The sequence below is a fragment of the Brucella haematophila genome, assembly GCF_005938105.1.
In the GTDB taxonomy this organism is placed as follows: domain Bacteria; phylum Pseudomonadota; class Alphaproteobacteria; order Rhizobiales; family Rhizobiaceae; genus Brucella; species Brucella haematophila.
Map to the genome: position 1 here is coordinate 250639 of NZ_VCPE01000001.1, position 13967 is coordinate 264605.

The window sequence follows — 13967 nt, forward strand, 5'->3', positions numbered from 1 at the left end:
GAGCCTGATGAGAATAAGGCGCTAAACATCGTTCCTCGCACCGGCTTTGCCCGCTTGGCTCTGCCATTTGCCCGGAACCTCGTCCAACGCCTTGTCGATAAGGCTTTCCATAGAATGAATACACCAGCGAGATGGTTGTCACTATCTCGGTATATACTGATCGCGCACCTCATGAAGAGGGCCAAACGGAGGGAATGACGATGACGCATTTGACGCCATCTGTATCGAATGTGGTTTCTCACAACGTACAGAACGGAACGGTCAAAGCTGCGACGACCGCTTCCACCCGAACGACGCGAAAAACTAAGGCGGCGGGTGTCCCGCCAGCTCAAGGTCTCTACGATCCGCGCAACGAACATGATGCGTGCGGCGTTGGCTTCATTGCCCATATGAAGGGCAAGAAGTCGCATGAGGTCGTGGAAAACGGCCTCAAGATGCTGGAAAACCTCACCCATCGCGGCGCCGTTGGCGCTGATCCGCTGATGGGCGACGGTGCAGGCATTCTTGTACAGATTCCAGATCGCTTTTTCCGCGAGGAAATGGCGCGTCAGGGCATCGACCTGCCGCAGCCGGGCCACTACGGCGTTGGCTATCTGTTCATGCCGCGCGACGCCCAGTTGCGCGCCCATGCCGAAGAAATCGTCAAGGAAGTGATCGCTGCCGAAGGCCAGCAGTTCATCGGCTTCCGTGAAGTGCCGGTCGACAACGCGTCTCTGTCGAAGGCTCCGGATATCGCCGCGACCGAACCTTTCCATGTTCAGGTCTTTATCGGCCGCAACCCGATGCTGGAAACCGACGATGAGTTCGAGCGCCGCCTGTTCGTGCTGCGCAAGGTCATTTCCAACCGCATCTATCAGGAAAACGATGGCGACGATAACGGCTTCTACGTCGTTTCCATGTCGGCGCGCACGGTCGTCTATAAGGGCATGTTCCTGGCTTATCAGGTTGGTGCTTATTATCAGGATCTGCGCGATCCGCGCTTCGAAAGCGCGGTGGCGCTGGTTCACCAGCGTTTTTCGACCAACACCTTCCCGTCCTGGCGTCTGGCTCACCCTTACCGCATGGTCGCGCATAACGGCGAAATCAACACGCTGCGCGGCAATGTGAACTGGATGGCGGCGCGTCAGGCTTCGGTCGACTCGGAACTGTTCGGCAACGACATTTCCAAGCTGTGGCCTATTTCCTACGAAGGCCAGTCGGATACGGCCTGCTTCGACAATGCGCTGGAATTCCTGCATCAGGGCGGATACAGCCTCGCTCATGCGATGATGATGCTGATCCCTGAAGCATGGTCCGGCAACAAGCTGATGTCGGATGATCGCCGCGCATTCTACGAATATCACGCTGCCCTGATGGAGCCATGGGACGGTCCTGCCGCTGTGGCCTTCACCGACGGTCGCCAGATCGGCGCCACGCTGGACCGCAACGGTCTGCGTCCGGCCCGCTACATTGTGACTGACGATGATTTCGTCATCCTGGCTTCGGAAGCCGGTGTTCTGCCGGTGGAAGAAAAGAAGGTCGTCAAGAAGTGGCGTCTTCAGCCGGGCCGCATGCTGCTCATCGATATGGAAGAGGGGCGCATCGTTTCCGACGAGGAAATCAAGTCGCAGATCGCGCAGAACCATCCCTACAAGCAGTGGCTTGGCAACACACAGCTCATTCTGGAAGACCTCAACCCGGTCGAACCGCGTGCGCTGCGCAAGGATGTGAGCCTGCTCGACCGCCAGCAGGCCTTCGGTTACAGCCAGGAAGACACCAAGCTTCTGATGTCCCCGATGGCGACCACCGGTCAGGAAGCTATCGGTTCGATGGGTACGGATACGCCGATTTCGGCCATGTCCGACAAGTCGAAGATGCTGTTCACCTATTTCAAGCAGAACTTCGCGCAGGTCACCAACCCGCCGATTGATCCGATCCGTGAAGAACTGGTGATGAGCCTTGTCTCCTTCATCGGTCCGCGCCCGAACATTTTCGACCTTATCGGCAATTCGCGCCGCAAGCGTCTGGAAGTGCGCCAGCCGATCCTGACCAATGGCGATCTGGAAAAGATCCGCTCCATCGGTCACACGGAAGATCGTTTCGACACCAAGACGCTCGACATTACCTATAATACGGGTGAGGGCGCAGCCGGTATGCATGGCGCTATCGAGCGGCTGTGCGACCGTGCCGAAGCGGCTGTTCATGGCGGCTATAACATCGTCATCCTGTCTGACCGTCAGGTTGGTCCGGACCGCATTCCGATCCCGGCTCTGCTGGCGACGGCTGCCGTGCATCACCATCTGATCCGCAAGGGTCTGCGGACTTCGGTCGGCCTCGTGGTCGAATCGGGCGAGCCGCGCGAAGTGCACCATTTCGCTTGCCTTGCAGGCTATGGCGCCGAAGCGATCAACCCGTATCTCGCCTTCGATACGCTGCTCGACATGCATCGCCGCCGCGAGTTTCCGCCGGAAGTCGATGAATATGAAGTGGTCAAGCGCTACATCAAGTCGATCGGCAAGGGCATTCTCAAGGTCATGTCCAAGATGGGCATCTCGACCTACCAGTCCTATTGCGGCGCGCAGATTTTCGATGCGGTCGGCTTGCAGTCGAGCTTCGTCGACAAGTTCTTCTTCGGTACGGCCACCAGCATCGAAGGTGTTGGTCTGGACGAAATCGCGGAAGAAACCGTGCGCCGTCACACCGATGCCTTCGGTAACGACCCGGTTCTGCTGACCTCGCTGGAAGTCGGTGGCGAATATGCCTACCGCATGCGTGGTGAAGCACATCTTTGGTCGCCGGACGCGGTCGCCAAGCTGCAACATGCCGTGCGCACCTCGAACCCGGATACATTCACCGAATATACAAGCATGCTCGACTCAAAGTCGGCGCAGGCCAAGACCATTCGCGGCCTGTTCGATATTCGCTTTGCCGAAGATCGCGGTCTCAAGCCAGTTTCCATCGATGAGGTTGAACCGGCGGTCGATATCGTCAAGCGCTTCTCGACCGGTGCCATGTCCTTCGGCTCGATCAGCCGTGAAGCGCATACCACGCTGGCACGGGCGATGAACGCCATTGGCGGCAAGTCGAACACGGGCGAAGGTGGCGAAGAGCCGGATCGTTTCTATCCGCTGCCGGACGGCACGCCGAACCCGGAACGCTCCGCGATCAAGCAGGTTGCGTCGGGCCGTTTCGGTGTGACGACCGAATATCTGGTCAACTCCGATCTGATCCAGATCAAGGTTGCGCAGGGTGCAAAGCCCGGCGAAGGCGGCCAGCTGCCGGGTCACAAGGTCGATGCGACCATCGCGAAGACCCGTCACTCGACCCCGGGCGTTGGCCTCATTTCGCCGCCGCCACACCATGACATCTATTCGATCGAAGATCTGGCACAGCTGATCTACGACCTGAAGAACGTTAATCCGGCTGCCGATATTTCGGTCAAGCTGGTGTCGGAAGTGGGTGTCGGCACGGTTGCCGCCGGTGTTGCCAAGGCACGCGCCGACCACATCACCGTATCGGGTTATGATGGCGGCACGGGCGCTTCGCCGCTTACCTCGCTGAAGCATGCCGGTAGCCCATGGGAAATCGGCCTTGCCGAAACGCACCAGACGCTGGTGCTGAACGGGCTTCGCTCCCGCGTGGCCTTGCAGGTCGATGGTGGTCTGCGGACCGGTCGTGACGTGGTGATTGGTGCGCTGCTGGGGGCTGACGAGTTCGGTTTCTCGACGGCTCCGCTGATTGCTGCTGGCTGCATCATGATGCGCAAGTGCCATCTGAACACCTGCCCGGTGGGCGTGGCGACGCAGGACCCGGTTCTGCGCAAGCGCTTCAAGGGCACGCCGGAACACGTCATCAACTTCTTCTTCTATCTGGCGGAAGAAGTGCGTGCGCTGCTGGCTTCAATGGGCTTCACCAAGCTGGAACAGATCATCGGCGAAACCGAGTTTCTGGAAAAGCAGACGATGATCGACCATTGGAAGGCCAAGGGTCTCGATTTCAGCCGCATCTTCTACAAGCCTGAGGCCGAAAAGCACGAGATCTACTGGACCGAGCGTCAGCATCATCCGATTGAGGACGTTCTGGACCGTAAGCTGATCGCGGAAGCCATGCCTGCGCTCGAAGAACGCAAGCCCGTCAAGATCGACATCGGCATCAAGAATGTCGACCGTTCTGCCGGTGCCATGCTGTCGGGTGAAGTTGCCAAGCGGTTCCGTCACAAGGGCCTGCCGGATGAAACCATCGCCGTTACGCTTCGCGGCACGGCTGGCCAGTCCTTCGGCGCATTCCTGGCGCGCGGCATTTCGTTCGAGCTGATCGGCGATGGCAACGACTATGTCGGCAAGGGTCTTTCGGGTGGCCGCATCGTTATCCGCCCGCCGGAAGATACGCGTATCGTCGCCGAAGATTCCATCATCGTCGGCAATACGGTGCTCTATGGTGCGCTTGAAGGCGAGTGCTACTTCCGCGGCGTTGCAGGCGAGCGTTTCGCCGTCCGTAACTCCGGCGCAGTCACGGTTGTCGAAGGCGTGGGCGATCACGGTTGCGAATACATGACCGGCGGTGTCGTCGTGGTTATCGGTCAGACGGGTCGCAATTTCGCGGCGGGCATGTCGGGCGGTGTCGCCTATGTGCTTGACGAGGAAGGCGATTTCGCCCAGCGCTGCAACATGGCAATGGTCGAACTGGAACCGGTTCCGGAAGAAGACGACATTCTCGAAAAGCTGCATCACCATGGCGGTGACCTCATGCATAAGGGCCGTGTGGACGTTTCGGCCAATATGACCCATCATGATGAGGAACGTCTGGTGCAGTTGATCGCCAACCACCTGCATTACACAGGCTCGACACGGGCGAAGGATATTCTCGACAACTGGGAGAGCTATCGTCCCAAATTCGTGAAGGTCATGCCGGTCGAATACCGTCGCGCTCTGGAAGAGATGGAGCGCATGCAGATCGGTGTCGCGGCTGAGTGATCCTGACAAGTGGAGCCCGACCTTCGGGTCGGGCGCCCTTCGCCACATGAAGAGATAACAACGCTCTGACATGCCTGCGCGTTCAAGAATGACGCGGCGGACAGGGCAACTTCCGGCAAAGCAGGCCATGCGCTGGTCTCAGGCCGAGGGGAGTAGAAGAATGGGTAAGGTAACTGGTTTTCTAGAGATCGACCGGCAGGTAGCAAAGTACCAGCCTGCGTCGGATCGTATCCGTCACTTCCGTGAGTTCACCATTCCGATGACGGATGGTGAAGTGCAGAAGCAGGCTGCGCGCTGCATGGATTGCGGCATTCCGTTCTGCCATGGGCCGACGGGCTGTCCGGTGCACAACCAGATCCCGGACTGGAACGATCTGGTCTATAACAACAACTGGGATCAGGCGATCCGCAACCTGCATCTGACCAATAATTTCCCGGAATTCACGGGTCGCGTCTGCCCGGCGCCTTGCGAAGAAGCCTGCACGCTGAACCTCGAAGATACGCCGGTTGCGATCAAGACAGTCGAGCAGGCTCTGGGCGACAAGGCCTATGAGCTGGGCTATATCGTGCCGCAGCCAGCCGCCAACAAGACCGGCAAGTCGGTTGCGATCATCGGTTCCGGCCCGGCTGGCCTTGCCGCGGCACAGCAGCTGGCGCGCGCTGGTCACATGGTTGATGTCTATGAGCGCGAAAGCCGTCCCGGCGGTTTGCTGCGTTACGGCATTCCTGACTTCAAGATGGAAAAGCACCACATCGACCGCCGCGTGGCACAGATGGAAGGTGAGGGCGTCCGCTTCCTGTGCGGCGTGAATATCGGCGTTGACAAGCCGCTGCGCGGTCTTCTCGATACCTATGATGCCGTGCTTTACAGCGGCGGCTCCGAAAGCCCGCGCCCGGCAGGCATTCCCGGCGCCGATCTGGAAGGCGTTTTCGACGCCATGCCTTATCTGGTGCAGCAGAACCGCCGCGTCGGTCGCGAGAACATCGAATCCGTCGCCTGGGCTTCGGCTCCGATCCTCGCTGGCGGCAAACATGTCGTCGTGGTCGGCGGTGGCGACACCGCATCGGACTGCGTGGGCACTGCCTTCCGTCAGGGCGCGGTTAATGTCACGCAGCTCGACATTCGTCCGCAGCCGCCGGAAAAGGAAGACAAGCTGAGCGTCTGGCCTTACTGGGCCACCAAGATGCGCACGTCTTCCAGTCAGGCTGAGGGTGCAGCACGTGAGTTTCAGGTCGCAACGCTGGAATTCATCGGCGAAGAAGGCCGGCTGACCCATGTGAAGTGCTGTCAGGTCGATGAAAAGCGCAAGCCGATAGCCGGTTCGGAATTCTTCATCAAGGCTGACCTTGCATTCATCGCCATTGGCTTCGCCGGTCCGGGTGAAGACAGCGTGGTCAAGGAACTGGGCGACAAGCTCGACGTCGCAACCGATCGTCGCGGCTCCAAGTCGGTCAAGGCCAATGAGCAGGACTATCGCACCAATGTCGAAAAGCTCTATGCCGCAGGCGATGTGCGCCGTGGTCAGTCGCTGGTCGTCTGGGCAATCCGCGAAGGCCGCCAGGCAGCGCATGCCATCGATGCCGATTTGATGGGTAGCTCTGTTTTGCCCCGTTAAGAGATAAGAGATTAAAACTGAAAAAGCCCGGAGTTTCCTCCGGGCTTTTTTGTGTCTGTTGGCGGTTTAGCTTTCGCTGCGCCGGGCCTTCATCACCAGATAGGCGATGGCGAGGAACACGAACCAGAATGGCGTGACCTTCAGGGCCGCTGCGGTGTCGGGTTCTTGCGCCAGTGCCCACAGAATGAAGGCGAAGAAGGCGAAGACCATCACGACGGCAGCTCGTCCGCCCGGCATTTTGAACGTGGACTGTTCATGCAGATCGGGGCGCTTGCGGCGATATTGCAGATAAGACGCCAGAATGATCGACCAGATGAAGATGAAAAGCAGCGCCGAGATCGTCGTGACAATCGTGAAGGCTTCAATGATGCTCTGGCCCGCATAAAGCAGAACCACACCTGCCAGCAGGAAAATGCACGAGAAGAACAGCGCGTTGACCGGCACCTTGCGGTTATTCAGCTTGCCAAGCGTCTTCGGCGCCAGCTTCGAAGTGGCAAGGCCGTAGATCATGCGCGAGGTCGAGTAGATGCCGGAATTTGCGCTCGACGTTGCCGAGGTGAGCACGACGAAATTCACGACATGGGCGGCAATGCCGAGACCGGCCAGCGAGAACATGGCGACGAACGGGCTGGAGCTTGGATCGACCTGATCCCATGGGATCACGGTGATGATCACAAACAATGCGCCGAGATAGAACAGCACCACGCGGATCGGGATCGAGTTGATTGCCTTTGGCAGATTACGCACCGGGTCCTTGGTTTCGGCAGCGGCGGTGCCGACCAGCTCAATGCCGACAAAAGCGAAGACCGCGATCTGGAAACCGGCCACAAAGCCGAGGAAGCCATTCGGGAAGAAACCGCCGTGGTTCCACAAATGCGCGACCGATGCCTGGCTGCCGTTTGGCAGGGTGAAGCCGGTCGAGAGCATATACACACCGGCAATGATCAGCCCGACAATGGCGACGATCTTGATGAGTGCGAACCAGAATTCGATTTCACCGAAATTGCGCACGGTGGGCAGATTGAGTGCCAGAAGCGTGAAGATCAGCCCCAGCGCGGGGATCCAGAGCGCCAGTTCCGGAAACCAGAACGACACATAGCCCGACACGGCCACCACGTCAGCCACGCCCGTCACTATCCAGCAGAGCCAGTACGTCCAGCCGGTGAAGAACTGCGCCCATGGGCCGAGATAGTCGCCCGCGAAATCCGCGAAGGAACGATATTCGAGGTTGGAGAGCAGAATTTCGCCAAGCGCGCGCATCACGAAGAACAGCATAAAGCCGATCACCGCATAGACGAGCAGGATCGATGGGCCAGCCAGCGAAATGGTCTTGCCCGAGCCCATGAAAAGGCCGGTGCCGATGGCGCCGCCAATGGCGATCAGTTGCAGGTGTCTGTTGGATAGATTGCGCGCAAGGTGGGTATCCTCCTCCCGATCGGAATCGACAGAAGGTTTGGATGCGATGTTCATTCAAACGCCTCTTTTTATCTGGCAGATGCCAGATAGACCGCATCCGCAATTGTGCGCCCAATTGGGCGAACGGTGCTTTCTGATAAACGATGAGAACGGGGATGGGAACAGCGCGGAATATAATAATTAGGCTAAGATTTGACGGGGAAACCGCTAATCAAGGCGCTAAAATAAGATTGATATATCTAGTAGCGAGCTATTAGTTAGGGAGTTGCACTTGGGCGGGGCCATGAAAAATCGTCGGCCCGACCGGGTGCGGGTTTTTTCTCGACCGGTGCCGGACGTGGTGTTTGCGGTCGAACGCCAAGATTTCCGCCGAGCAGAACGCCGCTATCGTCCTTGTTGATGTCGCGCAGGCTGACAGGCGCTACCCGGTCCACCGGCCTGGATGGGTCTTGTGCCCCGGCAGCAGGCAGGGGCTGCCCCTCTTCCTTGCCGCCGCCCAGATAGGCGCGCAGCGGCTTTTCGGCATAGAAGGCGAGCTTGCGTTTGCCAGCCGAAGTGATGTTGATGCCATCATTCCCGCGCAGGCGTGCGGTCTGACCGTTAATGTCGAAGCCGGTCTGGGTGAAATTGCCGTCCTCGTCGATGAAACCATCCCAGACATCGGCAAACTTGCCGCCAGCCTTCTCCGTGGTGTTGCGGTAGATTTCATTCAGCGCCAGCATATCCTGTGACATGCCTTTCGGGCGGAACGACGGCTGCCCCACCCAGACGAGCGGATAGTGGCGGTCGCTGATCACCTTGACGAACTGCGTCACGCGCTTCTGATATTCGGCGGTCCATTCCGGCGAGCGGGCGACGAGGCTGGCACCATTGGTCGTGATCGCCTGGCGGTCGTTGGAACCGATCATCACGACAACTGCGGCAGGTTTTTCCTCATCGAGTATCTTGCCGATATTGTCCGGCCAGTTGAAATGATCGTCGCGCACGAAACCTGACGAACCGTTGATACGGCTCGCCACTGTCAGGTCCGGGTCGGATGCGAAGGCAATATTGAGGCCTTCGGCCAGTCCGCTGCCGATGAAGTCGCCGACGACCAGAACCTTCTTCGCGTCAGGGTTTTTCTCCACCACAGGCACTGCGGGCACGGCTGGTTCGGGAGCGGGTTTGCGCGAGACAGGCGATGTTGCCTTCGGTGTGCGCTTTGGCTTTGGCCGGCTTTGCTGGGGCTGGGGTTGCTCATATTGGCGCTGGGGTTGCCGCGAACCGAACAGCAAGTCGAGCAGTGTGCGTGGGCGATCCTGTGCCGAAGCGCTGGCCAGACCGGAAATCAGCAGCGCAAATGCCGCCAGCATGACACTGGCAGTTTTCAACATATTGCCTGCAATCCGAGGTTTGCGCATCCATTCCGCTTTCGTTGCAAAGCCACAGTAACCCGGTCGGCCGCAAAATGAAATGGAGCGCGCTTCAAAGGAAACGCGCTCCGATACATCAGCCTGTTGTCTTAACGGCGGCGCAGAACAGACAGCACTTCCTTGCTCGGGTGCCCATCCGGCTGCAAGCCGTTGCGCTGCTGGAACGCTTCGATAGCCTTGCGAGACGTCGAACCGATCTTGCCGTCGATATTGCCGTCATAATAGCCGAGCGCCTTGAGATGCGTCTGCAATTCCTGACGCTCATTCATTGTGATCGGCGTAAAGGGACGGTTCCAGTCCTGACGAAGGCCCTGATAACCGCTGATGCGGTCTGCCAGGAGGCCAACAGCCAGCGCGTATTTGTCGGCATTGTTATAGCGCTTGATGACGAAGAAGTTCTTGGTCATCAGGAATGCCGGACCCTGACGTCCATCCGGCACCTTCAGCGTTACCTTTTCGCTTGGGTCGGGGAATGCGCGTCCATTGGCGCGCACAACACCGCGCTTCTGCCATTCGGCGACGCTCAGCGAACCGGACGGGAATTTGCCGCCAGCCGGAAGCACGACTTCATAACCCCATGTTCGGCCCGGCTGCCAGCCGTTGCGATGCAGGAGATTGGCAGCAGTGCCGAGCGCATCGGGAATGGAATTCCAGATGTCGCGCTTGCCATTGCCGTCCATATCGACCGCATAAGCCTGATAGCTGGTCGGGATGAACTGCGTATGGCCAAGGGCGCCTGCCCACGAGCCGGATAGATGCCCGCGATCGATATCGCCAGTCTGGAGAATTTTCATCGCGGCGATCAGCTGCGTGCGCCCATATTTGGCCCGCTTCGGATCGGCATAAGCCAGCGTCGCGAGCGAACGAACCGCATCGCGCATCACGTCGTCACGCTTGAGAATCTCGCCGTAATTGCTTTCCATCGACCAGATGGCCAGCAGAATATTCCGGTCAACCGAGAAGCGCTGTTCAATGCGCTGCAGCCACGGGCCCCATTTGCGGGCCATGTTCTGGCCGACACCGGTGGAATCTTCGTTCACACGGTTGTCGATGTAGTTCCAGACAGGCTCGGTGAATTCCGGCTGATAACGGGCCTTCTCCAGCACGACAGGATCAGGCGCGTCGACACCGCGAAACGCGCGGTCGAAGGTCGACGGTGAAACACCGGCGTTGATGGCGACCGGACGGAAGCTCGCCACCCACTGGCGAAATTTCGCGTCGGCAAAAGCCGAACCGGTCGAGAGGGCGGATGCCAGCACCGCAACAGCAACCGTCGCGGTTGCCTTGAGCTTCAGCGTCTGTCCCAGTGTGAATGGAAATCGCAGCATTCTGTGTTTCCCTTCTGCAATCGTCTTCATGCCGGAATGTCTTCTCTTCCGGCGCGTGTCTTAAGAATGTCGATGCCGCTCGGTTCAGATTGCATATGCTCACTAATACCATCCACCGTTGAAATTTGGCAGTGTAAAATTGGGCATCGACCAGTTGAACGTTCAAATTAAGCCATGTCGGTTAGCATTTGGTTTACCATGGAGAGGGGGAGGGAAAAATTGCCCGAAAATTGGAAAAATTTTTGAATCAAGCAACATTAAGAATGGGTCATTTAATGTGATGGTATGACTTGTGTAATTTCGTCGTTCTTTAATGAAATAGCCTTATTTGAAATTCAGTTGCTTCAATGCTTTGATAGCAAAGTAGCGTTAGTGAAAATCGAGGAGACGAATGAGTTCGATCCGCAAAATCCGCAAAGCCGTTTTTCCTGTTGCCGGTCTCGGCACCCGGTTCCTTCCCGCCACCAAATCCATTCCAAAGGAAATGCTGACGGTCGTAGACAAGCCCGTCATCCAGTATGTGGTCGATGAGGCGCGTGAGGCTGGCATCGAACACCTGATTTTCGTCACCGGACGCAACAAGGCGGTCATCGAAGATTATTTCGATGCGCAGGTTGAGTTGTATGCCACGCTTGCCGAACGCGGTAAGAAGGCCGAGCTTGATCATCTTCAGGATTTGCAGCCGCAGCCGGGCACGACGAGCTTTACCCGCCAGCAGGTTCCGCTGGGCCTCGGTCATGCCGTCTGGTGTGCCCGCGAGCTGGTCGGTGACGAGCCGTTTGCGCTTCTGTTGCCGGACATGGTGATGCAGTCGAAGAAGGGCTGTCTGGCCGAAATGGTCGAGCTTTACGAAAAGACCGGCGGCAATGTCATCGCGGTGCAGGAATGCGACCCGGAAGAGGCGCATAAATACGGCATCGTCGGCAAGGGCAATGCGATCGGCTCCGGCTTTGAGATCACCCAGATGGTCGAAAAGCCCGCCAAGGGCACCGCTCCGTCCAATCTCTACATCAACGGTCGCTATATTCTGCAACCGGAAATCTTCGAGCTTCTCAGCAAGCAGGAAAAGGGCGCTGGCAACGAAATCCAGCTCACCGACGCCATGCTGAAGCTGGCTGATGCGCAGAAATTCTACGGCTTCGACTATCAGGGCCGCACTTTCGACTGCGGTTCCAAGGCTGGCTTTATCGAGGCCAATGTCGCTTTTGCCCTCTGGCGCAAGGATATCCGGCCGTCGGTGGAAGTCTCGATCAGCGAATTGCTGGAAACGATCAAGCCTGCCTGAGATCGCCAGCTGAAAATCAAAAACCGCCTTCAGTGATGAGGGCGGTTTTTTTTGGATCCAGAGCATTCCCAGCAAAAGTACGAAGCGTTTTTGCGTTGGATAATGCGGTACGAAACAAGACTGCATTTCCAGCAAAAGTGCGTAACGCCTACGCGGGGAAATCAATCCATTGGACTGATTTCTGATCCCGCTGCGATGCGTAGGACACTGCGTAAATGCAAATAGCGTTTAGCGCTGCACTTTCACGCCGAGATAAATGCTGTTGGATTTATACTCGCGCTCCGAGATCTGGCTCGTCAGGAATTCATGACGCAGGCGCGTATCAATCCCCACGAAACGGTTGATCCAGTATGTCGCGCCGATTTGTGCGCCCAGCGTATAATCCGTGCCGGTGCCATCCTTGTTGGCGCGAACCAGTGCGTCGAGCCTGCCATTGAGGCTCAGGTCTGACCGGATGCGATGCGTGACGTCAAGGCTCGCAAATTGCAGCAACGATCCGGCAATGCCTGGCGTGGTGGACATATCCACGGTGGTTTGTGAATAGAGCCGCACATCGGTGCCGCGCAATGGTGACCAGTTGAGCGCGGCGTTGATCGACGGTCCGCTCACCGCGCCAAGCCTGTCGTCATCGCTGGTGGCGCGCATGTAGCCGGCGGCGAATTCGCCGTTCAGTTTTTCGCCCATATCCACCATCAGACCGCCGCGCAGCGCAAATTGCGAACCGCTGCGTTCATAGCCGTTGCTATCCACGCGCTCATCGAAAATGCGTTTGCCAAGTTCGACTTCAGCAAACGGCTTGATGGCCTGTGACATGGAAAAACCGCCGCGCAGCGTGATGCTGGCATAGGTGTTGTCACGGTCCTTCTGGCTGACAGTGCCGCCAGAAGCCATTTCTGCGTCGCCATACATATCGTGTTCGACGCGGGCGGTTGCGCGACCGAAAACAAGCCCGGTATCGTGTTCAACGCCAAGGCTGCCATTGAGTGTGTGAACGAGCGGACGCTTCAATGCGCCGACAACGCCGTTCGGGTTAGAAGCGCTTTCACGCCGCAACCGGTAACCCGCGCCAGTATTGACCGTGGTCTGATCCGTCAGGTCGAGGCGCAGATTGCCCTGAATGTCGATCTGCGGTTCGCTCACATCCTGACCGGAAATCGATTTGCTCAACGTGCCCGATGCATCGAGCGTCGCCTGATGCCGCGCCCAGTCGGACTGCGCATTGAGGCGCAGCGTGGTTTCCGACAGCACCGAGCTGGAGCCGGTTGGGCTGTTGTCGCCGTTCGACGTTGCACGGATGCCTTGTTCGAGTGATGGGCGCAACACAAACGACCCGGCACGCATGCCGACCGGCGCAAAGGGATCAGCCTCTTGTGCCGGGCCGCGACCCTGTTCCGGCGCCTGACGCGTGTTTTCACGCTGTGCTCGCCCGCTATCACTATCCGCTTCGTTGGTTATCGCACCGACGCGCATGGTGTCGGGTTGCAGGGCCTGCTGATCCTGTGCCCGCGCAACCGGGGCCGCTTGCTGCTGACTATCGGCCGCAGCGGCATTGTCTTGTGTCGGTGCATAAAATGCGTCGGAACCGTCATCGCTGCTGGTGGTGGCAGTACTGTCGGAACGGCCAGGCGCGGCCAGCCCCCGCGTGGCGAGCGTATCCGGCGAAGAGGCGGAAAGCACGTCTTCGGGGACACTACCGCGCAAATAGGCGTCCTGAGCATGCGAAAGGGAAGGGATGATAGCCATCGCCGCACCCGCCAGAAACAGGCTTCTCAGCCTGCGGGCAATGGGCGTCGAACCGCCGGATAGGGGCATGGCAAATGGCATATGTGATTTCAAACCGTTGCAACGTGGTAGATGAACGGTAAAGGCACATGGTTAATTCTTGGTTGCCATTGCCGGTGTTGCCGAGCGAAAGCAATTATTTATCGGCAATAAAAGCTTGGACAACGGACAGCGAAG

At 58.2% G+C, this 13967-nt stretch carries 7 protein-coding genes; 3 read left to right on the forward strand and 4 right to left on the reverse strand.

Annotation, left to right across the window (positions count from 1 at the left end; genetic code table 11):
- Positions 1 to 200: 200 nt before the first annotated feature.
- Together gltB and FGI60_RS01190 are read left to right on the forward strand one after the other, a co-directional pair.
- Positions 201 to 4952: a glutamate synthase large subunit gene (gltB, locus tag FGI60_RS01185; protein ID WP_138783565.1), complete on the forward strand. Its 4752-nt coding sequence runs from the start codon at positions 201 to 203 to the stop codon at positions 4950 to 4952.
- Between the two features lie 160 nt (positions 4953 to 5112).
- Positions 5113 to 6567 carry a glutamate synthase subunit beta gene (locus tag FGI60_RS01190; RefSeq protein WP_138783566.1) on the forward strand — a complete coding sequence of 485 codons (1455 nt, stop codon included), beginning with the start codon at positions 5113 to 5115 and terminating at the stop codon, positions 6565 to 6567.
- A gap of 66 nt (positions 6568 to 6633) precedes the next feature.
- Here the strand turns inward: FGI60_RS01190 and FGI60_RS01195 are convergent, their stop codons facing one another.
- From FGI60_RS01195 to FGI60_RS01205, 3 genes are all read right to left on the reverse strand, one after another.
- On the reverse strand, positions 6634 to 8037 hold the full coding sequence (locus tag FGI60_RS01195; RefSeq protein ID WP_138783567.1) for an amino acid permease: 1404 nt from the start codon (positions 8035 to 8037) through the stop codon (positions 6634 to 6636).
- Between the two features lie 203 nt (positions 8038 to 8240).
- A complete protein-coding gene (locus tag FGI60_RS01200; RefSeq protein WP_138783568.1) occupies positions 8241 to 9383 on the reverse strand; it encodes an SGNH/GDSL hydrolase family protein in 1143 nt (380 codons plus the stop codon).
- A gap of 101 nt (positions 9384 to 9484) precedes the next feature.
- A complete protein-coding gene (locus tag FGI60_RS01205) occupies positions 9485 to 10723 on the reverse strand; it encodes a lytic murein transglycosylase (RefSeq protein WP_078339260.1) in 1239 nt (412 codons plus the stop codon).
- A gap of 391 nt (positions 10724 to 11114) precedes the next feature.
- On the opposite strand from FGI60_RS01205, the gene galU reads away from it, so the two are divergent.
- On the forward strand, positions 11115 to 12008 hold the full coding sequence (gene galU, locus FGI60_RS01210; RefSeq protein WP_078339237.1) for a UTP--glucose-1-phosphate uridylyltransferase GalU: 894 nt from the start codon (positions 11115 to 11117) through the stop codon (positions 12006 to 12008).
- A gap of 228 nt (positions 12009 to 12236) precedes the next feature.
- On the opposite strand, the gene FGI60_RS01215 is transcribed toward galU, so the two are convergent.
- Entirely contained in the window at positions 12237 to 13832 is a 1596-nt protein-coding gene (locus FGI60_RS01215; RefSeq protein WP_138783569.1) for an outer membrane beta-barrel protein, read from the reverse strand.
- Positions 13833 to 13967 lie beyond the last annotated feature (135 nt).